Source organism: Geothrix sp. PMB-07, from assembly GCF_030758935.1.
Taxonomy (GTDB): domain Bacteria; phylum Acidobacteriota; class Holophagae; order Holophagales; family Holophagaceae; genus Geothrix.
This window is the reverse complement of record NZ_CP132333.1, coordinates 2,880,096-2,904,587: the sequence shown is the minus strand read 5'-3', so window position 1 is coordinate 2,904,587 and position 24,492 is coordinate 2,880,096. Positions and strand designations below refer to the sequence as shown.

Below are 24,492 nucleotides of genomic sequence, written 5' to 3'. Positions count from 1 at the left end.
TAGGATGCGCCGGACGGGCCTCCAGAGAAAGATGCTTCCTGACCTCCGGCGGGTCGATTGGTGTTGCTACTCTAAATGCCTGGAGGCCCGGTTGGCGGATCTTTCACACTCGAAGCTTTGGTGGTGGTGGCCCCTCATGGCCCGCCACCGGCGGACCTTGTACTGGGGGCTGGCGGCCACCATCTGGTGCAGCGTGGCGGCTTCGGTGGTGCCCTACTGGTCAGGCCGGGCCGTGAACGCCCTGGAGCGACAGGATTGGCATGGCTCGAGGGTCTTCCTGGCCTGGATGCTGGGCTTTACGCTGGCGGCGGGCATCGGGCGCTACCTCATGCGGAACACCCTCATCGGCCTCAGCCGGGAGGTGGAACGGGAGCAGCGCGAATCCCTCTACAGCTTTCTGTTGGGCCGCCCGTTCGCCTTCTACGAGCGGCAGCGGGTGGGCGACCTCATGTCTCGCCTGGGCGATGATGTCGGCACCGTGCGCATGGCCACCGGCCCCGGCCTCATGAGCTTCCTGCAGGTGCTGTCCATCCTGCCCGTGACGCTCGGCCTCATGTTCCACACCAGCTGGCGCCTCACCTTGGCGGTGATGCTGCCCTTCTGTTTTCTGGCCCTGGGTTTCTACATCATCGGCAAGTGGAGCCACATGGTGCAGCAGAAGCTGCAGCTAGCCTTCTCGGCCCTGACCACCTTCAGCCACGAGACCATCAGCGGTGAGCGGGTGGTGCAGGCCTTCGGGCTGGAGGCGGCCCGCGTGGCGCAGTTCGGCGCCCTGAGCCGCCGCCACGCCATGCTCAGCATGAAACAGTCGGTGATCTTCAGCGCCTACGCCCCGCTCTCGGCGCTCATCAGCGGCGTGTCCCTGCTGGTGCTGGTGGCCTATGGCGGCAGCCTGGTGGTGCGCCATGCCCTGACCCTGGGCGATCTCACGGCCTTCACCGGCTTTCTGGTGGCCCTGGCCTGGCCCATGATGAGCATGGGGTGGTCCGCCAACCTGTTCCAGCGCGCCAAGGCCGGGCAGGAGCGCCTGGATCAGTTGCTGAACAGCCCAGAGCCCTCATTGCCACCCGCTGAGAGCATTACCTTGCCAGAGGTTCCCGCCGCCCTGAGGCTGGAGCAACTGAGCCACCGTTTTGAAACCGGCCGCGGCCTGGGGCCCCTGGATCTCAGCCTGGCGCCTGGCGACAGCCTGGCGGTGGTGGGCGGCATTGGTTCGGGCAAGACCTTGCTCCTGCAGGTGCTGGCGGGCCTGCGTGAGCCCCAGGCGGGGCGCATGCTGGTGGATGGCGAGTCCCTGTCGGAGAAGACCATCCGCCGCCACTGGGCGGGGCTGGGCTGGGTGCCGCAGGAAGCCTTCCTGTTCTCGGACACGCTGCGGACGAATCTGGCCATGGGCCGGCCCGAGGCCACCGAAGAGGAAATCTGGGAGATCGCCCGGGTGGTGGCCATGGACGAATTGATCCGCCGCCTGCCCGAGGGGTTGGACACCATCGTGGGAGAGCGGGGCGTGATCCTCAGTGGCGGCGAACGCCAGCGCACGGCCCTGGCGCGCGCCCTGCTGCGCCGTCCGCGTCTGCTGCTGCTGGACGATGCGCTGTCTGCGGTGGATGCCGAAACCGAAAGCCGCATCCTGGAGAACCTGCGGGGCTTCCTGGGCACCTCTACCCTGGTGCTGGCGACCCATCGCGTGTTCGTGGCCGAAACCTGCGCCCGGGTGCTGGTGCTGGAAGAAGGGCTCCCCATCCAACTCGGCACACCGGAAGAACTGGCCGCGCAAGCCAGTCTCTTCGCCCGGCTCAAGCGCCTTCAGAGCCTGGAGCGGGAGCTGGTGCGGGGAGCCTGACCTAGGCCCCTTCGCGGAAGGTCACCTTGTTGATCTCGGCAAAGGTGGTGATGCCCATGCGCACCTTCTCGATGGCGCTTTCCCGCAGGAATTGCATGCCATGGCGGCGGGCGGCGGCCTTCACCTCGCGCACGGGGGCACGCTGGATGAGCAGCTCGCGGATCTCATCGTTGAGGCCCATGAACTCGATGATGGCCTGGCGGCCCCGGAAGCCGGTGCCGTGGCAGTCCACGCAACCCACGCGGTCGAAGAGGGTGGCGGTGCGCAGCCAGGCTTCGTCGACGCCGTTCTCCTCCAGTTCCTGGGGGGTGGGTTTCGGCGCCGGGCGCTTGCACTTGGGGCAGAGCACGCGCACCAGGCGCTGAGCCAGGATGCAGTTGAGTGACGACACGAAGTTGTAGACTTCGACGCCCATGTGCTGGAAGCGGCCCAGCACGTCCAGCACGTTGTTGGCGTGGACGGTGGTGAAGACCAGGTGGCCCGTGAGGGCCGACTGGATGGCGATCTGGGCGGTCTCGGGGTCGCGGATCTCACCCACGAGGATCTTGTCGGGGTCGTGGCGGAGGATGGAGCGCAGGCCCAGGGCGAAGGTGAGGCCCTTCTTCTCATTCACGGGGATCTGGGTGACGCCTTCGAGCTGGTATTCGACCGGATCCTCGATGGTGATGATCTTGTCTTCCGGCGCCTTGATTTCGCTGAGCACGGCGTAAAGGGTGGTGGTCTTGCCCGATCCCGTGGGGCCCGTTACCAGGAACATGCCGTAGGGCTCGTGGGCGAAGCGGCGCAGGCGCTTGAGCTCGTGGTCGGAGAAGCCGAGGATCTCCAGGCTGAGGGCCTGGAATTCCTCCGTGAGGTTCTCCTTGTCCAGGATGCGGATGACGGCGTCTTCGCCGTGGATGGTGGGCATGATGCTCACGCGGAAGTCGATGGCCCGGCCGCGCACCTTGAGTTTGAATCGGCCGTCCTGCGGCTTGCGCTTCTCGGCGATGTCGAGTTCAGACATCACCTTTACGCGGCTGATGATGGGCGAAGCAAAACGCCGGTCGATGGGCTCGGCGGCGGGGTAAAGGCTGCCATCAATGCGGTACTTGATCTGAAAGCCCGTGGAGGTGGTCTCCAGGTGGATGTCGGAGGCGCGCCGCTGCAGGGCGTTGAAGATGGTGGTGTCCACCAGGCGCACGATGGGCGCCTCATCCTTGTCCGTAAGGCGCTCCAGATCCAGCACCTCGTCGTCCAGGTCTTCCTCGTGCAGCACTTGAATCTTCAGGGCTTCGCCAGCTTCATCCATGACCTTCTGGCCGCTTTCGGATTTCTTGAGCACTTCCTGGATCTGGGCCAGGGGGGCGCCCGCAAAGCGGAGGGGGCGCTTGAGCCGCAGGCGCAGCATGTCCTGGGTGGGGATGTCCAAAGGATCGGCCATGGCCAGCCAAAGCACACCTTCGCGCTCCTGCACGGGTACGAAATGGTGTTTGAGCATCAAATCGAGGGGCAGGGCCTGGAACAGGGCGAAATCCACCGGCTCCCGGGTGAGGTCCAGGGTCGGGTAAAGATCGCGGACCGGGCGGAAATCGGTCAGCGTCTTGTCGCCGGGGGCAACGGTATCCGTGGGGACCTGCTGAGGTGTGGTGGACATGGAAGCATCCTATCGGAAGGCCATGGATGTCTGATCGGCAGAATTGGACCTGAGTCACAAAGGATGGAAGGGTTAGCTTCGAACGTTGACCTGCGCTGGACCGGCACTCCACAATGATCTGTCCTGGAGGCTCCATGCGTGGGTACGCGTCCCTCCTGCTACTGATCCTGGTAGCAGTGGCCCTGCCGATCATCATTTGGAATTTGTCGTGGTTGCTGCGCCCGAGTTGGCCCAGCGCCGCGAAGTACGCGTCGTACGAATGCGGCATCACCGCGCGCGGCGAGGCTCGCGAGAAATTCTCCGTGCGCTACTACCTGGTGGCGGTCATGTTCCTCGTGTTCGACGTGGAAACGGTCTTCCTCATGCCCTGGGCCATCCAGATGAAGGAACTGGCCGTCTTCGGCGCCATCGAGCTGGGCCTCTTCCTCTTCCTGCTGCTGTTTGGCTACGGCTACATCTGGTCCAAGGGAGCCCTCACATGGGAATGAATCAGCCCACCGCCCTTGAGAACATCCTCATCACCACCAAGGTCGAGAAGGTCATGAACTGGTCCCGCGCCACCAGCGTGTGGCCCGTGACCTTCGGTCTGGCCTGCTGCGCCATCGAGATGATGGCCGCCGGCGCCAGCCGCTTCGACTTCGACCGCTTTGGCGCTGGCATCTTCCGCGCCACGCCCCGTCAGGCCGATTTGATGATCATCGCGGGCACGGTGACCTACAAGATGGCCCCGATCATCAAGACCCTCTACGACCAGATGCCCGAGCCCAAGTGGGTGATCGCCATGGGCTCCTGCGCCACCGCTGGCGGGCCCTTCGATTCGTACCACACCATCCAGGGCGTCGATAAGGTCATTCCGGTGGACGTGTTCATCCCCGGCTGCCCGCCCCGGCCCGAGTCGCTCATCTACGGCTTCATGAAGTTGCAGGACAAGATCATGACCAGCAGCCTGGCTGATCGGTACAAGGACATCTTCGAGGAGGTCGGCTGATGTCGGACGAAACCCTCCCCCAGACGCCGGCCCAGACGCCGAACATTCCGGAAGCCCCCGCCGGGCCCTACGTCTACGACTACGCGGCCTCACCTCAGCGCCAGATCGTGCTGCCGAAGACGGTGCCCGTGCCCAGCCTGAAGACCTATCAGGCCGAAGTCGCCGCCGCCGCTGCCGCTGATGAAGCGAAGTGGCAGAAACAGCTGGCGGACTTCGAGGTGGCCAAGGCCAAGGCCGAAGCCGAGGGCAAGGACGCGCCCAAGCCCCCGGTGCGCGCCGTGCCCCGCAAGGATGACAACGACCTCAAGACCCCCTGGCCCCAGGAGGCGAAGGATGCCGACCTGCTGCACCTCCAGGAAGTGCTGGGCGCCAAGGTCGAGGAGATCTTCGAGCAGGCTGGTGAGCTGACTTGCCAGGTGGCCAAGGAATCGATTCTTGAGGTGCTGCAGCTCTGTCGCCAGGATGCGGCCCTGAATTACGAGATGCTGGCGGACCAATCCGCCACGCACTATCCCGCCGCCAAGGATTTCGCCTTCAGCGTGGTCTACCACCTGACCAGCATCAGCCGCCGCAAGCGCCTGCGCCTGCGCATCCTGGTGCCCGAAGGCTTCCAGCCCGAAAGCGCCTGCGCGGTGTATCCCAGCGCCAACTGGATGGAGCGGGAGATCTACGACATGCTGGGCATCCGCTTCGCGAACCACCCCGACATGACCCGCATCCTCTGCCCCGAGGATTGGGAAGGCTATCCGTTGCGCAAGGACTACCCCGTGGTGGGATGGGGCCAGCGCGACATTTCGTTCCGTGAGGACCGCGGGGGCATGCTTGAGCGCATCGCCATGCAAAAGGCCGGTCAGCTGGGCATCAACCTGAAGCAACCCAAGGCGGACTAGGAGCGGACGGTGTTCAAGAACGAGGAAATGGAGATCAACCTGGGCCCGCAGCACCCGTCCACACACGGTGTGCTCCGGGTGAAGCTGCGGCTGGATGGTGAGACCATCACCCACTGTCGGCCCATGATTGGCTACCTGCACCGCGGCGTGGAGAAGATCTGCGAAAACCAGACCTTCTTTCAGGGCCAGGTGTGGACCGACCGCATGGACTACTGCTCCGCCGTGGCCAACAACCTGGGCTGGGCGGAAGCCAATGAGAAGCTCTTCGGCATCACGGTGCCCCGGCGCGCCCAGTACATCCGCACCATGCTCAATGAGTTCAACCGCCTGGCCTCGCACCTGATCTGGCTCGCGACCCACGCGCTCGACATTGGCGCCATGACGGTTTTCCTCTACGCCTTCCGCGAGCGCGAAGACATCCTCGACATGAACGAGGCGTTCTGCGGCTCCCGCCTGACCACCACGGCTTTCCGCATTGGCGGCCTGCGCGAGGACCTGCCCCCCGGCTTCGAGAAGATGGTCCAGAAGTTCCTGGCCAAGTTCGAGACCTGCCTCGAGGAGTACGAAAACCTGCTCAGCGAGAACCGCATCTGGAAGAAGCGCACCGTGGGCGTGGCCAAGCTCAGTGCCGAGGATGCCATTGGTCTGGGTGTCACCGGGCCTGTGCTGCGCGCCGCCGGTGTGCCCTACGACATCCGCAAGGCCTTCCCCTATGCCGCCTACGCGGAGATGGATTTCGAGGTGCCCACCCGCACCGAGGCCGACACCTACGCGCGGTACCTGGTGCGCATGGCGGAAATGCGGCAGAGTGCCCGCATCATCCAGCAGTGCATGGACGGCATGCCCGAAGGGCCCGTCATGGCCAAGCTGCCCAAGATCCTCAAGGCCGAAGTCAACGAGGTCTACCACGCCACCGAAGCCCCCAAGGGCGAGATCGGCTACTACCTCGTGGGCGAGAAGGGCAGCGGCAATCCCTACCGCTTCCATGTGCGGGCCCCCGGATTCATCAACCTCCAAGCCCTGCCCAAGATGGCCGAGGGTGCGCTGATCGCCGACATCGTGGCGGCCATCGGCACCCTGGACATCGTGCTCGGCGAGATCGACCGCTAGTCGACGAGGATTCCCACCCATGCCGATTCCGACCCTCACTCAGTCCATCGTGATCACGCTCATCCAGTGTCTGCTGGTGGTGATCTTCGTCTTCGTCGTCGTGCCCCTCACCGTGTTCGCCGAGCGCAAGGTGCTGGGCTACCTCCAGCAGCGCCTGGGATCGACCCGCGTGGCCAGCGGCCATGTGGCCATCACCGGCTGGATGAACCGCGGCATGTGGAAATGGGGACGTGTCCCCGTGCTTTCCTACTGGCGCGGCATCCCCGGCCTCGTGGCCGACGTGCTGAAGCTCATCCTCAAAGAGGACATCCTCCCCGCCAAGGCCGACAAGTTCGTGTTCTTCATCGCCCCGGCCCTCAGCATGGTGGCCGCGGTGGTGGTGTTCGCCGCTGTCTCCTTCGTGCCTGGCGTCTTCTTTACCTTCCCCAAGTGGTTCCCCTACCTGGGCGGCCTGCCGGTCTCCGGCGGTATCGCTGACATCAATGTCGGCCTGCTCTGGATCCTGGGCGTCGCCAGTGTGGGCGTCTACGGCATTGTGCTGGCCGGTTGGGCCTCCAACTCGAAGTATCCCCTGCTGGGCGGGCTGCGCAGCGCGGCCCAGATGGTCAGCTACGAAGTGCCCCTGGCCCTGAGCCTGCTGGCCCCGGTGGTGCTCTCCGCCAGCCTCAACTTCGGCGAGATGTCCGCCCGCATGGCCACGGGCATGCCCGCCTGGGCGCTGATTCCGCAGATTCTGGGTTTCCTGCTCTACCTCACCTGCGGCTTCGCCGAAACCAACCGCCTCCCCTTCGACATGCCGGAAGCGGAAAACGAACTGGTGGCGGGCTTCCACACCGAGTATTCGGGCATGAAGTTCGGTTTCTTCTACCTGGCCGAGTACATCAACATGACCGTGGTGGCGGCGCTGGCTTCGGGCTTCTTCCTGGGCGGCCCCTGGCTGCTGCCCTTCGGCCTGCAGGGCTTGCTGAACCCGCATCTTCCGGCCGTTCTGTCCTGGTTCGGCGAACCCCACGCCATCTTCTTCGTGGTGAAGATCATCTTCATCCTCTTCACCTACATCTGGGTGCGCGGCACGATCCCCCGCTACCGCTATGACCAGGTCATGAGCGTGGCGTGGAAGTATCTGATCCCCGTGGCCCTGGTCAACCTCTTGCTGGCGGCTGTCGTCCGCTGCTTCGCCGTCTAGGGGACTGCCATGAACAAGCTACTGAGGACCCTGATCCCCTTCGACATTGCCAAAGGCCTGTCCATCACGGGCAAGCACTTCGCCAAGGTGTTCTTCTCGGCCAACCGCCGCAAGGTGCCCTTCCACATCACGTCCGAATACCCCGAGGTGCCCGCCAAGGTTCAGCCTCGGTACCGCGGTCGCCTCACCCTGCTGAAGGATGAGCAGGGCGAAATCAAGTGCGTGTGCTGCCTGGCCTGCGAAAAGATCTGCCCCACCCAGGTGATCACCATCGAGAAAGGCAAGAAGGAAGGCCGCAAGATGCCCTTCCCCGTGCGCTACGACTTCGAGATGGAGCGCTGCATCTTCTGCGAATTCTGCGTGGAGAGCTGCGGCTTCGATTCCATCATCCTGAACCACCAGTTCGAGTTGGCCGCCTACAACCGGGAGGATTTCTCCATCGGCATGGAAGGCCTGGCCCAGAACATGTACGAGCCCTCTCCGGTGGGCAAGTTCAGCGTGGCCGAGGACTGACCTTCACCCTTCGCGCATTCCCGAGGACGCCCATGGAACACTTCATCGAAACGATCGGCCGGAACATGTTCGCCATCTTCGGCGTCATGGCCCTGGGCGGCGCGGCCTTCATGGTCGGCTCGCGGAGCGCCGTGCACAGCGTGCTCGGCTTCCTCTTCGCGATGCTCTGCATGGCGGGCTGCTACCTCTCCCTGGAAGCGGAATTCCTCGGCATGGCCCAGATCCTGGTCTACGCCGGCGGCATCGTGGTGCTCTTCCTCTTCGTGGTCATGCTTGTGGAAATGAGCAAAAAGAAGGAGAAGGCGGTCTTCCAGCTCCAGTCACGCTACGCCATTGTCACGGTGCTCATCGGCGCTGCCGCCTTCCTGGGCATGTTCCGGAAGGTGCTCTTCGGCGCCGCCTCGCCCGAGGCCCTGGTGCTGCGCCCTGAGTTGGCCGCGGGTCTGGATGTGGCCAAGCAGAACGCCCAGGCGGTCAGCCGCGGGCTCTACGCCGACTACCTCCTGCCCTTCGAGATCCTCAGCGTGATCCTGCTGGTGGCCCTCGTGGGCGCCGTGGTGCTGGCGAAAACGGAGCGTGTGTGATGGTGAGCCTGAACGCGGTCCTCCTCATCTCCTTTCTGCTGTTCTCCATTGGCATCATCGGCGTGCTGATCCGCCGGAACGCCCTGGTGATCCTCATGTGCGTGGAGCTCATGCTCAACGCCGCCAACCTGAACTTCATCGCCTTCGCGCGCCACAGCGGCTCCGTTTCCGGCCAGGCCTTCGCCCTCCTGGTGATGGGCTTCGCCGCGGCGGAAGTGGCCGTGGGCCTCGCCCTGGTGGTGGCCCTCTACCGCAAGCGGGACACCGTCCAGGTGGACGACATCAACCTGCTGAAGGGATGACGACGACCATGGAACACGCAATGACCGCCGCCTCCCAGGCCAGCAGCTACCTCTGGCTCATCCCCTTCCTGCCCCTCTTCGGGTTCCTCATCAACGGCCTCAGCGGCAAGAAGCTGCGGAACACCAAGGTGGTGGACTTCTTCGCCCTGGGCAGCGTGGGCGTCGCCTTCATCCTCACGCTGGCACACTTCATCACGCTCATCGGCCTTCCTGCCGAGGGCCGGTCCATCCACCAGAGCCTCTGGACCTGGTTCGATGTGGGCGGCGCCCGCGTCCTGGGTGGCCTCAGCACCTACAAGATCCAGTGGGCCTATAAGTTCGACGTGCTCAGCGGCTGCATGGCTCTGCTCGTCACTGGCGCGGGGTTCCTGATTCATTTGTTCAGCACCGGCTACATGGCTGAAGAGCGCAACGACGGCCGCTACTACCGCTTCATGGCCTACCTGAACCTCTTCGTGTTCAGCATGCTGAACCTGGTGCTGGGCGCCAACATCATGATGATGTTCCTGGGCTGGGAGGGTGTGGGCCTCTGCTCCTACCTGCTCATCGGCTTCTACTTCGACAAGGAATCCGCCGCCATCGCGGGCAAGAAGGCCTTCGTCACCAACCGCATCGGCGATTTCGGCTTCATGCTGGGCTTCTTCTTGATCTTCCAGATCTTCGGCAGCCTGGACTACGACACGCTCATGGGCTCGGTGCGCGGCATCGTGAACCTGCCGTCCATCACCCTCTACGGCCTCACCCACACGCCGACCTGGTGGTTCAACCTCATCGGCTGCTGCCTCTTCGTGGGTGCCATGGGCAAGTCCGCGCAGATCCCCTTGTATGTGTGGTTGCCGGATGCCATGGCAGGCCCAACCCCGGTGTCCGCCTTGATCCACGCCGCGACCATGGTGACCAGCGGCCTCTACATGATCACCCGCCTGAACTTCATCTACGTGAGCGCTCCCGTGGCTCTTTCGGTGGTGCTGGCCTTCGGTTCGCTGACGGCCTTCGTGGCCGCCACCATGGGCCTGGCCCAGTACGACATCAAGAAGGTGCTGGCCTACTCCACCGTGTCCCAGCTGGGCTTCATGTTCATGGGCATGGGCGCGGGCGCCTTCACCGCCGGCATGTTCCACGTGTTCACCCACGCCTTCTTCAAGGCCAGCCTCTTCCTCGGATCCGGCGCGGTCATCGCCGCCTGCCACCACGAGCAGGACATGCGGAACATGGGCGGCCTGCGCAAGGTCATGCCCATCACCTTCATGTCCATGGGCCTGGCCACGCTGGCCATCAACGGCATCTTCCCCTTCAGCGGATTCTTCTCGAAGGATGAGATCCTCTGGAAGGTCTTCGAGGGCTGGTATCAGCACGGCCACTACACGGGCCCCACGCTCAACCTGGTGGCCTGGATCCTGGGCATGCTGGGCGCCTTCTGCACCGCCTTCTACATGACCCGCCTCATCGTCATGACCTTCTATGGCGATTACCGCGGGGCCGGGGATGATCCCCACCACCTGAGCGTGCCGTCCGAAGCCCATGGCCACGGCGATGCCCACGGGCATGATGACCACGGCCACGATGCCCATGCTCACGCCCATGCGGATCACGGGCATGACGCCCATGCCTCTCATGGCGCCTCTCACGGTCATGATGACCACGGCTCACACGGCCATGGCCCCACGGAAGTGGTCTGGAACATGTGGCTGCCCGTCGCCATCCTTGCTGGCCTGGCGGTGGTGGGTGGTTTCCTGAACTACCCCGAAAGCCTGCACCGTGTGGCGCCCATCGTGCCTGCTGAGCTCTTCAGCAAGTGGATCGAGCCGCTGCTCTACCAGGCGGCGCCCGCCCACCACGGCGAACACGTGCCTCCGGCCATCGAGTACGGCCTCATGGCCTGGGCGACCTTCATCTGGGCCCCCGGCGCCATGCTGCTGGCCTGGGTCATCTACAAGAAGGATCCAAGCTGGAGCCGCGCCAAGGCCTTCGTGACGCGCTTCCCCAACCTCTTCCGCTGGGTGAACGCCAAGTACTACGTGGACGAGTTCTACGAGGCGGCCATCATCGAGCCCATCAAGCGCTTCTCGGCCCAGCTCTGGAGCTTCGACACCTGGGTGGTGGATGGCATCGTGAATGGCGCGGCCCGCTTCACCCTCGTCTGGGCCGCCTTCATGAACTGGCTGGATGAGCACGTGGTGGACGGCGCGGTCGACCTCGTCGAGTACTTCGTGCAGGAGACCAGCGGCGTGTTCCGCGGCCTGCAGACCGGCCGCGTCCAGAACTACGCCTTCGTCATGCTCATTGGCTTCCTCGTCTTCGCCATTTTGAAATTCCTGGCCTAGCCCCATCCTGGTTGGAGTTCACATGTTCACCGCAAACACGACACTGATGCTGGTGGCGACCTTCCTGCCCGTTCTGGGCGCGCTGGTCCTCCTCCTCGTCCCCAAGGATCAGCGCCGCACCTTCGAAATTGGCTCCCTGCTGCTGATGATCGCCAGTCTGCTGCTGAGCCTCCCCTTCTGGTTCGGCTATGACCGCTCCAGCGACGCGGTCCAGTGGTTCATGGCCGTGGACTGGATTCCCGCCCTGGGCGTGAAGTTCGCGGTGGGCATGGACGGCATCAGCCTCCTGCTCTGGCTGCTGACCACCTTCATCGGGCCCATCGCGGTGGCTTGTTCGTTCAAGTCCATCGAGGAGCGCCACAAGGAGTACTACATCTGGATGCTGGTGCTCCAGACCGCCATGCTCGGCGTGTTCATCACCCAGGACATGTTCCTCTTCTACCTCTTCTGGGAAGTGATGCTGGTGCCCATGTATTTCCTCATCGGCATCTGGGGCGGCCCGCAGAAGCTCTACGCCGCCATCAAGCTCTTCCTCTACACCCTGGCCGGTTCCGTGCTCATGCTGGTGGCCATCCTCGCCATCTACTTCCTGCAGCACAAGGCCACCGGCAGCTACAACTTCTCGCTGGCCTCCTTCCAGCAGATGGCGCCGATCATCGCCCAGCAGAGCAAGACCTACCAGCACCTGATGGCCCTCGCTTTCTTCGTTGGCTTCGCCATCAAGGTGCCGATGTTCCCCTTCCACACCTGGCTGCCGGACGCCCACGTGCAGGCGCCCACCGCCGGCTCCGTAATCCTCGCCGCCATCCTGCTGAAGATGGGCACCTACGGCTTCGTCCGCTTCCTGCTGCCCATCCTGCCCACGGCCACCAAGGAACTGATGCCCTGGTTCATCGCCCTGGCCCTCATCGGCATCATCTATGGCGCGCTGGTGGCCATGATCCAGAAGGACATGAAGAAACTGGTGGCCTACTCCTCTGTCAGCCACCTGGGCCTTTGCATGCTGGGCCTCTTCGCCTTGAATCCCTACGGCATCAAGGGTGGCCTCTTCCAGATGATCAACCACGGCATCAGCACCAGCGGCTTGTTCCTCGCGGTGGGCATCGTCTACGAGCGTCGGCACACCCGCATGATCGCCGACTTCGGCGGCCTCTCGAAGACCATGCCCGTCTACGCCACCATCTTCATGATCATGACCATGAGCAGCATCGGCCTGCCCCTGCTGAACGGCTTCATCGGTGAGGGCGTGATCCTCATGGGCTCCTTCCAGGCCTTCCCCTGGGCCGCCGTGGTCGCCACGCTGGGCATCATCCTCGGCGCGGCCTACATGCTGTGGATGTTCCAGCGCGTCATGTTTGGACCCATCACCGCTGTTAACGAGAAGATGGACGACCTGAGCCTGCGCGAGATCCTCTACTTCGCGCCCCTGGTAGCCGCCGCCTTCTGGATCGGCCTCTATCCCAAGCCCATCATGGACGTCATGGATGCTCCGGTGCGCAAGCTGGTCACCCAGGTGAACCCTGACTTCTTCCAGGCCGAGGCCCTGGCCGCCAAGCAGGCCGAAGCCGCCAAACTGGGCATGCAGGGCATGGCCGCGCCGCATCACGAAGCCGCCGCTGGCCATGAAGAAGGCCATGGAGCCGCCGCGGAAGGTCATGCCGCCCACGAGGCTCCCGCCCACGAAACCCCTGCCCATGAAACCTCAGCCCACGGCGGAGGCCACTGATGACCGGCTTCGCGCAGGGACTGCTGGATGCGCTCCTTCGGGACACGCATCTGATCGTCCCCCAACTCTTCCTCATGGCCGTGGCCACGCTCATGCTCTGGCCGGGCGACCTCTTCTTCAACCGCAATGAGAAGCACAAGTGGGCGCCCATCACCCTCTTGATCCTGGCCGTTACCGCGGTGCTCATCACCAAGACCGCGGATGGCGAAGGCTTCTCCCGCATGTTCCGGGTGGATGGCCTCACCCGTGGCTTCCAGATGCTCTGCGTGCTGGCTGCCGCTGGCACGGTGGCCCTCAGCGTGAAGCTGCTGGACAGCCTCAAGCAGCAGACGGTGGAGTACTACGCCCTGATCCTGTTCTCGCTTGCGGGCATGCTGTTCCTTTGCGGCGCCTCGGATTTGATCTCGGTCTACTTCAGCATCGAGCTCATGGCCATCAGCATCTACATCCTGGTGGCCTACCTGCGCGACCGCGCCACCAGCGTGGAAGCGGGCATGAAGTACTTCCTGCTGGGCGCCTTCTCCAGCGGCATCCTGGTCTATGGCATCAGCCTGCTCTACGGGGCTGGCGGTGGCATCACCACGAATCTGGAGGATCTGAACCGCGCCCTGGCCCTGACCCCCACCACCAGCAGCCTGCTGGTCTACGCGGGCGTGCTCATGGTGCTGGTGGGCATGGCCTTCAAGGTGGCGGCGGTGCCCTTCCACATGTGGGCGCCCGACGCCTATGAAGGGGCCCCCACGCCCATCACCGCCTTCATGGCCACCGCCCCCAAGGCGGCGGCGCTCGCCGCCTTCCTGCGGGTCTTCGGTACCGGCTTCCACGGCGTGTCCAGCGACTGGGTGCTACCCCTGACCTACATCGCCGGCGCCAGCATGATCCTCGGCAACGTGGCCGCGGTGCGACAGGAAAGCATGAAGCGTCTGCTGGCCTATTCCAGCATCGCCCATGTGGGCTACATGCTGCTGGGCGTGCTGTCGGGTGATCCGAAGGCGGGCGCCCAGGCCGTCTGGCTCTACATGCTCATCTACATCGTGATGAACACCGGCGCCTTTGCCGTGGTGATCTACCTGCAGGCCAAGAACGAAGGGGAGCGCATCGAGGATTTCAAGGGCCTGGGTCGTAAGCATCCGGTGCTGGCCTTCGCCATGATGATCTTCCTGCTGAGCCTGGCGGGCATTCCACCCCTGGTGGGCTTCTTTGGCAAGTTCTACCTCTTCAAGCTGGCCATCGAGCAGGGGTATGTCACCCTCACCGTCATCGCGCTGCTGACCAGCACTGTGAGCGCCTACTACTACCTGGGCGTGGTGAAGGAGATGTATTTCAAGGAGCCCGAGGGCGAGGCTGCCCCCATGGGTGCCGCCCAGGTCTTCATTGTCTCCCTGGCCTGCATCCTGGTGCTGGTGGGCACGGCCTTCGGCCCCTGGCTGCTCAAGTGGGCGGGTGAGATCTTCTGGGTTTGATGTTATCCGGGGGTTCCACGCTCCGCTTCGCTGCGCGAACACCCCCGGACCCCCGCGAACAAGCCCGGCGAAGCCGGGCTTGTTCTTTGATCCGCCATGGGGTCGCGCCACCCGATCAGACTCATCCATAGGCTTGGCATACACTGGAAGGCGCGGGGTTGCCCGCGCCTTTGTTTGGGGTGGCTGTGCTCTTCAAGAAAACGGAAGGGGCGGATCCGGGGGAGCGGGCCCTTTGGGGCGACCTCATGTCCCTGGGCTTCACGTTTCCCCTTTGCATCGTGCTGGGCTTCTTCCTGGGTCGCTGGATCGGGGGCTGGTTCGGCCATGCGAAGGAGGGCCAGTGGGCGGGCCTGGTCTGGGGCATCGCCGCGGCCTTCTGGGAGCTCTACAAGGTCAGCAGCCGCATGAACCGGCGGGATGAGGCAGAGCTGAAGCGCCAACAGGAAGGGCAGGGGCCGGATGACCGAGTCTGAGAACGTGCGGATCCCGGCAGAGGGGGCGGAAAAGCCGGCGGACGAGGGCGACGGACACCTGAGGCGGGTGACGGGGGCCATGCTCCTTCTGGCGGCCCTGGGCATTCCTCTGTGGGGCTTCCTCCGCTCCTGGACGGCGGCCCTGGCCTTTGGAGTGGGGGCCCTGGCCAGCCTGGGCTTCTGGACCATGCACCGGGTCTTCACGGGCCGCATGCTGACGCCCTCGGTGCGCCGCCGCTGGCTCTACGGCTTCCTGTCCCTGGGCAAACTGGCGTTGATCGCCTTGGTGCTGCGTGGGATGATGGGAAGATACCCGGCGGAAGCTTTGCCGCTGGCCCTGGGAGTGCTCCTCTTCGTGGTCGGCATCCTTCTGGAAGCGCTGCGATTGGCCTTCCAGAAACCCGAATCCGCCCCGCCTGCTTGAGGTCTGACCGACATGGAACACCACGCTTCGTTGCTTGCCCAGTGGCTCACCCACGTCCTGGGACTGGCCCAGCACCCCTGGCCCGGCTTCTCTCACGGCACGCCGCTGTCCGTGCTGGAGCGCTACGACCATCTGCTGAATGCGGCCCTGGCGGCCCTGCTGGCCATGGCGATCACCACGCTGGTGCGCAAGAACCTCACCCGCATCCCTGGCCCCTTGCAGCAGATCTTTGAGGGCGTCGTGGGCGGCCTCAAGGACATGATCAACGACAACATCGCCCACCACGGCGAGAAATACCTGCCCTTCATCGGCACCATGGCCCTGTTCGTGTTCTTCAACAACCTCTTCGGCCTGCTGCCCGCCCTCAGCCCCGGTACCAGCAACTGGAATGTCACCCTGGGCGCGGCCCTGGTGGTGTTCGGCTACTACAACTTCCACGGCATGCGTGAGCAGGGCTTCGTGAAGTACTGGGCTCACTTCGCGGGCCCTATCTGGTGGTTGGCCCCGCTCATGTTCCCCCTGGAAATCCTGGGCCTGCTCAGCCGAATTCTCAGCCACTCCCTGCGTCTCTTCGGCAACATCGCTGGCGAGCACGTGGTGGCGGGCATCTTCTTCGGCCTGATGCCCATCCTGCTACCGGTGCCCATGATGTTCCTGGGTCTCTTCTTCGGCCTCATCCAGACCTTCGTGTTCACGATGCTGGCCACGATCTATCTGAGCGGCGCGGTCAGTCACGAGCATTGAGTCACGAGCATTAAGCCTCGCGCAGAAAGCTTCGCTTTCTGCGTATGAAAAAGATTCAACCCGCCTGCGGGATTCCGAACCCCAAGGGCACCACCTAGGAGTACCACCATGAAGAAGTTCCTCACCACCGCCTTTCTCTTCACCCTGGCTTCCTTCGCCTTCGCGCAGGCCGCCCCTGCTGCCGGCAAGAGCCTCTTCGAAGGTCAGTTCACCGCCCACATCGCCCTCGCCATCGCCGCCGCCGGTTGCGGTCTGGCCCAGGGCAAGGCCGTGGTCGCCGCCTGCGAAGGCGTGGCCCGCAATCCCCAGGCCGCTGGCAACATCCGCACGACCATGATCATCGGTCTGGCCCTCATCGAGGCCCTGGTGATCTACGTGCTCGTGGCCGCCTTCGCCATCAAGTAGGCTTGGCGGAATTCCGGCGGGGCGTCCATGATAGGGACGCCCCGTTTTTTTATCTTTCCCTCGACTGGCCGATGTAGATGTTTGACACCATGACGCCCCACTCGCTGTTCCCCATGCCGCCGGAAGTCACCCAGGTGATCCTGGGGGGTGGCTCTCCCATCGACCTGGATTCGCTGCGGATCCACTCGCCGGGCGAGGCCCGCAATTTCGCCCTGAACTACGGCTATGACATGGATGTGCCGGTTCAGCGTGCGGCCGTGATGCGCGTGTACGAGGATGCGGTGGATTTCCTCGAGGCGGTGGTGCTGGATGGCACCAGCCTTCACGTGCCCTTCGAGGTGCGCGACCTCCACGATCCCCTCGAACTGCTGGTCTGGGCCTCGGACCGGCCCCGGAATCTGCGGGGGCGATGGTCCTGCGCCATCCTGCGGGTGATGCACACGCTCTTCCACGTGGATCACAACGTGAACCTCCGCTTCCTGCCCGAGATCCAGCGCCAGGTCTTCCACCGTTACGATCAGTACCTGGTACAGGAGGACGGCCAGTGGTTCCTGCGGGGGGCCTACGAGGTGCCCCTGGTGGCCGTGGAGCGCAAGGAGAACAAGGATCGGGTGTCCATGCTCCTAAAGATGCTGCACAAGCCCGAGAACGTGGCCGAGACCATCTACGACCAGATCGGCATCCGGTTCGTGGCCGAGGATCAGCTGGGTGTGCTCATGGTCATCCGCTTCCTGCTGGACCACCACGTGCTGATGCCCACCCACATCAAGCCCAGCCGCAGCCGGAACCTGATGATCGACATGGAGGCCCTGGCCGCCTGGAGCGAAACCGCGCCCCCCTTTTTCCGGATCCAGGACCTGGGCCCGGAAGAACGCAGGACCCTGAGCGGGACCCTGGCTTTGAAGGCCGCTCCAGGGAAGGAGCAGAACCCCTTTTCCAGCAAGGATTACTCGGCCATCCAGTTCACGGCGCGCACCCTGGTGCGCTTGCCGAGCCCTGCCACCAAGGCCCTGGAGACCCTCCAGGAGCGGCTTCAGACCATGGGCGATACCGAGTTATCGGACCTTGCCCGGATTCCGGAGTTGATCCAGGATCAGGAGGAGTTTACTTTCTTCTTCGCACATGAAGTCCAAGTGATGGAACAATCGGGGTTTCAAAGCTCACGATCTGGTCCGGCATCCCACACCGAATACAAACAGCGCCAGCGGGACGCCGCCCGGCGGAGAGTGCTACAGGGAATCCTTCAGGAGGAACCATGCTGAACATCCAGACCCGCCAAGAAGGCACCGCTTCGGTGGTGTCCATCCAAGGCAAGGTCAACTTCGAAGTGACCGCCCAGCTGCGGGATGTCATCCGCGAGACGGTGGCCACCGCTCAGCCGAAGCTTCTCGTGGTGAACCTGGAAGGGGTGAGCTTCATTGATTCCTCAGGCCTTGGCCTGCTGGTCGCGGCCCGCAACAGCGTGGATAAGTCCGGTGGCAAGCTGCACCTCGCCTGCCTGCCCGCGCCCGTGAAGAAGACCTTCGATCAGACCAACCTCACCAACTACTTCTCCATCTTCGCCACGGAGCAGGACGCGCTTCGCGGCGCCTGATCCAGGCACTGAAGCATGGCCAAAGGCGCGGTCCTGGTGGTGGATGACGAAGCACCCATCAGGGACATTCTCAGCTTCTACCTCAAGCGGGCGGGCTACCAGGTTCTGACTGCGTCCAACGGCGCAGAAGCCCTGGCGGAAATGGACCGCTCGCGGCCGGATCTCATCATCTCGGACCTGCGCATGCCCGAGATGCCCGGCGATGAGCTGTGCAAGCGGGTGAAGAGCGATCCCGGCACGCGCGACATCTACTTCATCATCCTCTCGGCCCTGGATGGCACCGCCTCGCGCATCGGCGGTTTGTCCCTGGGCGCGGACGACATGATCCCCAAGCCCTTCCATGCGCAGGAGGTGCTGGCGAAGGTGGATTCCACCTTCCGTCTCATCGAGATGCAGAAGGAGATCAAGCGCCAGAACAAGGAGCTGACGGCTTTCCAGCAGCGGGTGCAGGAGGAGATGTCGCTGGCTGCGGCGCTGCAGATGGGCCTGCTGCCCAAGCTGCCGGGCGAGGCACCGGGCTGCCGCTACACGCACCGCTACCTGCCCGCCGAGGGCATCGGCGGCGACATCTACGCCATCCTGCCCCTGCCGGACGGCTGCACGGCCATGATGATCGCGGACGTGAGCGGCCACGGAGTGACTGCGGCCCTCATCTCGGCCATGGTGAAGACCTCCTTCGAGAACCAGGTGCGCCTCGGTGGTGAGCCGTTGTCCTGGGCCCAGGGCATGAATGAGGATCTCTGCCGTTCCACCCTGGCAGAGCAATTCGCCACGGCTTGGCTGGGCCGCCTGGACCCCGTCACCAACCGCATCCGCTACGTGGTGGCGGGCCACTGCGCCCCCCTGCGCATCGTGGGCGGCTCCAAGGGCGGGCTGCAGCGCTCAGAGGTGATGCGCGGCAAAGGCTTCATGCTGGGCCTCGATGAGCAGCTGCCCTTCATGGAGCAGGAGGCGGAGTTCCTGCCCGGGGACCGGCTGGTGCTCTACACCGATGGCCTGGTGGAAGTGGAACGCCCCGACCGCACGATGCTCGAGGAAGCTGGCTTGCGCCGCATCTGCGCAGAACTGCCCGTAGGGGCCGAAGCTGCCGCTGATGCCGTCATCGCCCAGGCCCGCGCCTTCAACCAGCCCGCCCCGTTCGTGGACGATGTCACCCTGGTGGTGCTGGACCGGATGGCCTGACTCCCGGAAACCGATCCACCACGGAGACACGGAGCACACGGAGGGATCACGGAGGAGGAAGCGGAATGGCAGCTGTTCTTTTACCCTCCGTGCTTTCCTCTGTGCCCTCTGTGTCTCCGTGGTGAATCTTTAAAGGAGGGCTACTGGATCTCCGCCAGGGTGGCGGCGATGCCGTCTTCCAGGGGGGTGAAGGGGGCGCTGAAGCCCGCGGCGCGGAGGCTGCGCACATCGGCTTGGGTGAAGCTCTGATACTTGCCGATCAGCGATTCGGGGAAGGGGATGTACTCGATGCGGCCCTGGCCCAGGTGGGTGATGAGGGTCTTGGCGATGTCGTTGAAGCTGCGGGCCTGGCCGGTGCCCGCGTTGACGATGGCCTTCACCATGCCCGAGCCGCCGAAGTGCAGGTTGATGGCCACGATGTCGCCCACGTAGATGAAATCGCGCTGCTGCTCACCGGGGCCGAACCCATCGGTGCCTTCGAAGAGGCGGCAGACGCCGGTTTCCTTCAACTGGCGCAGGAGCTGGTGCAGCACGGACATCATGCGGCCCTTGTGGTGCTCCCGGGGGCCGAAGACATTGAAGTAGCGCAGGCCCACCACGGGGCTCTGGATGGCGGGCATGAGGCTGCGCACATGCTGGTCGAAGGCCAGCTTGGAGTAGCCGTAGACGTTGAGCGGGCCCTCGTTGGCGGCCACGGGCTCGAAGGAGGTGCTGGCGCCGTAGGTGGCGGCGCTGCTGGCGTAGACCAGGGGAGCCTTGCGGGCCAGGCACCAGTGGAGCAGGGCCTTGGAGTCGGCGTAGTTGTTCTCCATCATGTAGCGGCCGTCGGATTCCATGGTGTCGGAGCAGGCCCCGTTGTGGAACACGGCCTCCGGCTGCAGGTCGAGGGTGCCTGCGTCGAGGCGGGCCCGGAACTCGCGCTTGTCCATGTAGTCCGACAGAGTGAGATCGGCGAGGTTCCGGGCCTTCTCAGCCCGGCCGAGGTTGTCCACCACGAGGATGTCGGTATGCCCCCGCCGGTTCAGCTCCCGAACCAGGTTGCTGCCCACGAATCCCGCGCCGCCTGTGACGATGAACATGCTCGCTCCTCTTGGATTCCAGAATAGCGCCTAACCAATCGCTTCTTCTGATTCCGCGGGTGACAGCCGCTTCAACAGCCGCGGGCCCAGTTCGGCCACCAGGGTGGCCGCGAGGATGAGGCCGCCGCCCGCGAGTTGAATGGGGCTCAGGTGTTCGCGGATGCCGGGCACCCAGCCGCTCATGGCCAGGGCGGCGGTCCACACGGGTTCCGAGGAGAAGATGATGGCGCTTTCCGTGGCCCCGAGGCGGGCCTGGTAAGTGCTCTGCACGTAGAAGGCCAGCGTGGTGGCCAGGAGGCCCATGAAGAGCAGGGCCACCCAGGTGCCGCTTTTCGCCAGGGCCGCACCGGCGCCCTGGAATCCGAATGGCGCGGGCAAGCACAGCGTCACCACCAGGGAGATGCCGCAGGTGACGGCCACCTGCATGAAGGCCAGCACCCAGCCTGAGGAGCGCCGGGAGAAGTGGGAGGTCATCACGATGTGGAACCCGCAGAGCACTGCGGCCAGCAGGGTTTCTGAGTCGCCGCGATTCCAGCCCCCCCACGCGGTGCCGGGCTCGCGCACCAGCAGGGCCAGCCCCGTGGCTGCCACCAGGGCCCCCAGGGCATGGGAAGGACGCAGACGGTCGCCGAAGAGCAGGGCCACCATGGGCGTGAAGATGACGTAGAGCCCCGTAATGAAGCCGGACTTCGAGGTGGTGGTGAAGCGCAGGCCATCGGTCTGCAGCCAGAACAGCGTGGCCAGCACCAGGCCCAGCCACAGGCCATCCAGGGCGTCCCGGCGGCGCATGGGCACCTTCAGCAGCAGCATGAGGAGGCCGAGCCCGGCCGTGCCGATGGCGAAGCGCAGGCTCAGCAGGGCGCCCACGGAGAGGCCCGCCTGCAACGAAAATTTGGCGGCAGGAAAGCCTCCGGCCCAGACCAGGGAAATGGAGGCCAGGGCGCAAACTGCAAAGAGGTGTGAAGGGCGGGACTTCGGCATCCCTCCAGGCTATCGCCCGAGGCGAGAGGCTCCGAGGGGAACTTACGTGGGGGCTGCGGGGAGGCCTATTTCAGCAGCGCGGCCACGCGAACCGTCAACTCCGGCTGGTCCGGATCGTCGGTGGTGAGCACCAGCACCTCGCTGTAGCGGCCCGCCTTCACGGAAGCGGGCAGCACCACCGTGAGATCCAGCTGGCTGCCCTTCTGGTTCAGGCCCTCCACCTTCATGCCCTGGAGTGAGGGGCGGGTGCCTGTGACCTTGAAAGCCTTGCCATCAGCCTGTTTGAGGGTGAGCTTCTGGCGCAGTTCCTTGCCGGCGGTGTCCTGGAACACCAACTCCACGGGGCTGGCCTGGATGGAAGGCTTCAGATCCCACTGGATGTTCAGGGGCAGCTGGCTCATGCGGGGGTTGCTGAAGCGCACGGTGGCCTGCTCCACGCCCCGGAACTGTCCCGCGGGCACCTTGGTGCCGTTGAACGCCACTTCGAGGACCTGGTCCTTGCCCTCGGTGCGGTAGGCGAACGTGAGGAAGGGGGCGCCCGGGGCCTTCACGTCCACGATCTGCACGGCTTCGCCATTGCCGCTGGCGTAGCGGATCTGACTGCGGCTGGTGCCGGACTTGATCGCCTGATGGAAGTAGACGGCTTCCACCGAGGGCATGATTTCCTGCACGACTTCGGCTTCCAGGGTGAGGCTGAGGTTGGGGGTCTTGGGATCGTTGCAGACCACCTCGATGGACTTGCGGACGATGCCCTTCACGCCCCGGGGGTCGAAGGTGGCCTCGATCTCGGTGGATTCGCCCGGCGCCAGGGACCACTTGCCCAGCATGGTGTAGGTGCAGCCGCAGCTGGGGCGCACCTGCGTGATGCTGAGGAACGCATTGCCCGTGTTGGTCACCTTGTACTTCGCGGCCACTTTTCGATCCGGCGTGATGCGGCCGAAATCGTGGTGGGTCTTGTCGAACGTGATGACCGGGGCCTGGGCCATGAGGGTGATGGCGGCGCCGACGAAGAGAAGGGGACGGAGCATGCGAAACCTCGGGGGACGTTTGATTCTATACGGGGATCCAGGCGAGGAGCTGAGTCCAGACTTCCTCGGGGCTGATTCCGGCCAGACAGGGATGGCCCGGTGTAAAACATTCAGGCTTGAAGCAGGGGGCGCAGGGAATGCCCTCCTTGCGCAGCCCCTGGCTTCGCGGGCCCCAGGGGGTGGAACCGCCCGGATCCGTGGCGCCGTAGAGGGCCAGGGCGGGAGCCCCGCAGGCCGCGGCCAGGTGGCTGAGCCCCGAGTCGTTGCCCAGCACCGCTGCGGCTCCGCGCATCCAGGCGGCGGCCTCCTTGAGCGTCGTCTTCCCGCAGAGGTTGATCCCTTCAGTTCCAGCCACTGCCTCACAGGTGTCAGCCTCATTCGGTGAACCCAGTACCGCCACGGCGAAACCCTCGGCGCGGGCCTTCAGCAGCAGCGCCCGGTAGTGCGCCACGGGCCAGGCCTTGGAGGGCCAGGTGGAGCCGGGCATGAGGCAGAGGTACCGCTCGGTCGGGGCCGGGATGGCCACGCCCGGATCGAAATCCGCGTAAGGCATGGGCGGCAGATCCGGCCAGCGTCGGGCCAGCACGGCGTGGTAGCGGAGCAGGAAGGGGCCTTCAGCGTCCCAAAAGGGCCCACTGTGCGTGTTGAACCAGCCCGCCAGGCTTTCATCCACCCCGATGCGCTCGGGCACCCTTGCCAGCCACGCCGCCAGGGCCGGGCGGAGGGATTTGGGGAAGTGGATGCTGCGGGCGGCCTGATGCTGCCGAAGGATGCGGGCCAGGGCGAAAGGGCCCGGCTTGCCCTCGTCGGGCAGCACGGCGTCGCAGAACCAGGTGCCTTGGACCAGGCCCACGGTGGTCTTCGGCCCCCAGACCACCAGGGGGCCGACCTTGATCTCCCGCAGCAGGCGCAGCACGGGAAGCTGCATGGCCGCGTCCCCCACAAAGCGCGGAAACCGCACCCAGGTGGCCTGGCTCGGGATGACGGTGCTCATGACTGCCCGAGCCGCACGCGGGCGCGGAGGCGGTCCAGATGGGGCAGCAGGTCCGCGGGGTTGAGCCGATCCATGCCGCCGGCCAGATCCGCCTCGGGGCCGGGGTACTGAAGCACCTGCACGCTGGATCCCAGGGGCGCCCAGCGGTCGGGGCTGTGGTTGGGGCGCAGGCCCATGAGGCAGAGCAGGGGACGGCTCAGGGCTGCGGCCATGTGGGCGGGGCCCGAGGAGGGGCTGAGGATGGCATCGCAGGCCGCCAGGCGGGCCAGCAACCCGCGCAGATCCGTGGCCGGCAGCTCCGAAAGCTCGGGGGGCCCCAGGGGAATGGGGGCCCAGCCCGCGCTGGCGAATACCGGCAGGGCGGTCTTCCACCAGGCCTGGCTGGGGCTGGCCCCGGCGCCGCTGCCCTGGAAGAAGAGGCCCAGGCGGGGCCGGGGGAAGGTCTGCAGGTCGCGCTCGCCCTGGGCCCGTTCGGCCTCAGTGAGGAAGAGCCGAGGTGCCTCGGGGGCGCCGCCGGCCAGGCCCCAGGGGCTCAGGAAATCCAGGACGTTCATGGCCTCGTGGCGGCCGCTGCCGTACCGCCCCTTCCAAAGGAGGTGCGTGGCGGCGAGGATCTGCGGCAGACCCCGGGCCCGGGCCACCCGGACGGGAACCCCGGCCTGCTGGGCGGCGACGATGACGGCCTTGTCCCGGTGGCCCAGGTTCAGCACGGCGTGGGGCTTCACCTCTGCGAAGACGCTGGCGAGATCCGAGTTCTCGCTGCGCAGGTGGACACCGGCGACATCCGGATGTTCCCGCAGCAGGGGCGCAGGATAAGGCCGCACCAGCCAGTGGATCTCCAGCCCCGGATGGTGGGCGAGCAGCCGCTGCTGGAGGGGCAGGGACACCATCAGATCGCCCAGGGCATCGGTGCGGGCCAGGAGCACGCGCTCCCCTCCTCCGAAGGACAGCTTGGATTGGCCGGGCAGGAGGTGCTTCACGGGACTCCAGGAAAGGGTTCAGGATAGGATGAGTGACTCGATGCGT

General features: G+C 65.0%; 25 protein-coding genes. 19 read left to right on the top strand and 6 right to left on the bottom strand.

The window, feature by feature from the left end; translation table 11 throughout:
• Window positions 1-136 precede the first annotated feature (136 nt).
• Window positions 137-1,843, top strand: coding sequence for an ABC transporter ATP-binding protein (locus Q9293_RS12785; RefSeq protein ID WP_306247079.1), 1,707 nt, complete (start codon window positions 137-139; stop codon window positions 1,841-1,843).
• 1 nt (window position 1,844) lies between these two features.
• Here Q9293_RS12785 and Q9293_RS12780 read toward each other — a convergent pair whose 3' ends face one another.
• A complete protein-coding gene (locus tag Q9293_RS12780; RefSeq protein WP_306247077.1) occupies window positions 1,845-3,476 on the bottom strand; it encodes a GspE/PulE family protein in 1,632 nt (543 codons plus the stop codon).
• 134 nt (window positions 3,477-3,610) lie between these two features.
• Between Q9293_RS12780 and Q9293_RS12775 the strand changes: the two genes are divergently transcribed.
• The 18 genes from Q9293_RS12775 (at window position 3,611) to Q9293_RS12690 (ending at window position 19,384) form a co-directional block, all read left to right on the top strand.
• On the top strand, window positions 3,611-3,964 hold the full coding sequence (locus tag Q9293_RS12775) for an NADH-quinone oxidoreductase subunit A (RefSeq protein ID WP_306247076.1): 354 nt from the start codon (window positions 3,611-3,613) through the stop codon (window positions 3,962-3,964).
• Window positions 3,955-4,464 carry an NADH-quinone oxidoreductase subunit B gene (locus Q9293_RS12770; RefSeq protein ID WP_306247075.1) on the top strand — a complete coding sequence of 170 codons (510 nt, stop codon included), beginning with the start codon at window positions 3,955-3,957 and terminating at the stop codon, window positions 4,462-4,464. The genes Q9293_RS12775 and Q9293_RS12770 overlap by 10 nt, the downstream gene beginning before the upstream one ends.
• Window positions 4,464-5,354: an NADH-quinone oxidoreductase subunit C gene (locus tag Q9293_RS12765; protein ID WP_306247074.1), complete on the top strand. Its 891-nt coding sequence runs from the start codon at window positions 4,464-4,466 to the stop codon at window positions 5,352-5,354. The genes Q9293_RS12770 and Q9293_RS12765 overlap by 1 nt, the downstream gene beginning before the upstream one ends.
• A 9-nt stretch (window positions 5,355-5,363) precedes the next feature.
• Window positions 5,364-6,464, top strand: a complete 1,101-nt coding sequence (locus Q9293_RS12760) for an NADH-quinone oxidoreductase subunit D (RefSeq protein WP_306247071.1) — start codon at window positions 5,364-5,366, stop codon at window positions 6,462-6,464.
• Between the two features lie 19 nt (window positions 6,465-6,483).
• Complete coding sequence (locus Q9293_RS12755; RefSeq protein ID WP_306247069.1) at window positions 6,484-7,650, top strand: NADH-quinone oxidoreductase subunit H; 1,167 nt, start codon at window positions 6,484-6,486, stop codon at window positions 7,648-7,650.
• Window positions 7,651-7,659: 9 nt separating this feature from the next.
• The gene (locus tag Q9293_RS12750) at window positions 7,660-8,163 is read left to right on the top strand and encodes an NADH-quinone oxidoreductase subunit I (RefSeq protein ID WP_306247067.1); all 504 of its coding nucleotides are present in this window, start codon (window positions 7,660-7,662) and stop codon (window positions 8,161-8,163) included.
• A gap of 32 nt (window positions 8,164-8,195) precedes the next feature.
• Window positions 8,196-8,747 carry an NADH-quinone oxidoreductase subunit J gene (locus tag Q9293_RS12745; RefSeq protein ID WP_306247065.1) on the top strand — a complete coding sequence of 184 codons (552 nt, stop codon included), beginning with the start codon at window positions 8,196-8,198 and terminating at the stop codon, window positions 8,745-8,747.
• Window positions 8,747-9,049, top strand: a complete 303-nt coding sequence (nuoK, locus tag Q9293_RS12740; protein WP_306247063.1) for an NADH-quinone oxidoreductase subunit NuoK — start codon at window positions 8,747-8,749, stop codon at window positions 9,047-9,049. The genes Q9293_RS12745 and nuoK overlap by 1 nt, the downstream gene beginning before the upstream one ends.
• Before the next feature lie 20 nt (window positions 9,050-9,069).
• Window positions 9,070-11,373: an NADH-quinone oxidoreductase subunit L gene (gene nuoL / locus Q9293_RS12735; RefSeq protein ID WP_306247061.1), complete on the top strand. Its 2,304-nt coding sequence runs from the start codon at window positions 9,070-9,072 to the stop codon at window positions 11,371-11,373.
• Between the two features lie 22 nt (window positions 11,374-11,395).
• Window positions 11,396-13,099, top strand: coding sequence for a NuoM family protein (locus Q9293_RS12730; protein ID WP_306247058.1), 1,704 nt, complete (start codon window positions 11,396-11,398; stop codon window positions 13,097-13,099).
• Window positions 13,099-14,562: an NADH-quinone oxidoreductase subunit N gene (locus tag Q9293_RS12725; RefSeq protein WP_306247056.1), complete on the top strand. Its 1,464-nt coding sequence runs from the start codon at window positions 13,099-13,101 to the stop codon at window positions 14,560-14,562. Before Q9293_RS12730 ends, Q9293_RS12725 begins: the two co-directional genes overlap by 1 nt.
• A 185-nt stretch (window positions 14,563-14,747) precedes the next feature.
• Window positions 14,748-15,035, top strand: a complete 288-nt coding sequence (locus Q9293_RS12720; RefSeq protein ID WP_306247054.1) for an AtpZ/AtpI family protein — start codon at window positions 14,748-14,750, stop codon at window positions 15,033-15,035.
• The gene (locus Q9293_RS12715) at window positions 15,022-15,459 is read left to right on the top strand and encodes a hypothetical protein (RefSeq protein WP_306247052.1); all 438 of its coding nucleotides are present in this window, start codon (window positions 15,022-15,024) and stop codon (window positions 15,457-15,459) included. The genes Q9293_RS12720 and Q9293_RS12715 overlap by 14 nt, the downstream gene beginning before the upstream one ends.
• 12 nt (window positions 15,460-15,471) lie before the next feature.
• A complete protein-coding gene (gene atpB, locus Q9293_RS12710) occupies window positions 15,472-16,203 on the top strand; it encodes a F0F1 ATP synthase subunit A (protein WP_306247050.1) in 732 nt (243 codons plus the stop codon).
• A 108-nt stretch (window positions 16,204-16,311) separates the two neighbouring features.
• Window positions 16,312-16,608, top strand: a complete 297-nt coding sequence (locus Q9293_RS12705; RefSeq protein ID WP_306247048.1) for an ATP synthase F0 subunit C — start codon at window positions 16,312-16,314, stop codon at window positions 16,606-16,608.
• 77 nt (window positions 16,609-16,685) lie between these two features.
• The gene (locus tag Q9293_RS12700) at window positions 16,686-17,870 is read left to right on the top strand and encodes a TIGR04552 family protein (RefSeq protein WP_306247046.1); all 1,185 of its coding nucleotides are present in this window, start codon (window positions 16,686-16,688) and stop codon (window positions 17,868-17,870) included.
• Complete coding sequence (locus tag Q9293_RS12695; RefSeq protein WP_306247044.1) at window positions 17,864-18,202, top strand: anti-sigma factor antagonist; 339 nt, start codon at window positions 17,864-17,866, stop codon at window positions 18,200-18,202. The genes Q9293_RS12700 and Q9293_RS12695 overlap by 7 nt, the downstream gene beginning before the upstream one ends.
• Before the next feature lie 15 nt (window positions 18,203-18,217).
• Entirely contained in the window at window positions 18,218-19,384 is a 1,167-nt protein-coding gene (locus Q9293_RS12690; RefSeq protein WP_306247041.1) for a PP2C family protein-serine/threonine phosphatase, read from the top strand.
• A 140-nt stretch (window positions 19,385-19,524) separates the two neighbouring features.
• Here Q9293_RS12690 and rfaD read toward each other — a convergent pair whose 3' ends face one another.
• From rfaD to Q9293_RS12665, 5 genes are all read right to left on the bottom strand, one after another.
• Entirely contained in the window at window positions 19,525-20,463 is a 939-nt protein-coding gene (rfaD, locus tag Q9293_RS12685) for an ADP-glyceromanno-heptose 6-epimerase (RefSeq protein ID WP_306247039.1), read from the bottom strand.
• 30 nt (window positions 20,464-20,493) lie between these two features.
• Complete coding sequence (locus tag Q9293_RS12680) at window positions 20,494-21,444, bottom strand: DMT family transporter (RefSeq protein ID WP_306247037.1); 951 nt, start codon at window positions 21,442-21,444, stop codon at window positions 20,494-20,496.
• 65 nt (window positions 21,445-21,509) lie between these two features.
• Window positions 21,510-22,472 carry a DUF1573 domain-containing protein gene (locus tag Q9293_RS12675; protein WP_306247036.1) on the bottom strand — a complete coding sequence of 321 codons (963 nt, stop codon included), beginning with the start codon at window positions 22,470-22,472 and terminating at the stop codon, window positions 21,510-21,512.
• Between the two features lie 25 nt (window positions 22,473-22,497).
• Window positions 22,498-23,466: a glycosyltransferase family 9 protein gene (locus tag Q9293_RS12670; protein WP_306247034.1), complete on the bottom strand. Its 969-nt coding sequence runs from the start codon at window positions 23,464-23,466 to the stop codon at window positions 22,498-22,500.
• Window positions 23,463-24,446: a glycosyltransferase family 9 protein gene (locus Q9293_RS12665; protein ID WP_306247032.1), complete on the bottom strand. Its 984-nt coding sequence runs from the start codon at window positions 24,444-24,446 to the stop codon at window positions 23,463-23,465. The genes Q9293_RS12670 and Q9293_RS12665 overlap by 4 nt, the downstream gene beginning before the upstream one ends.
• Between the last annotated feature and the right edge of the window lie 46 nt (window positions 24,447-24,492).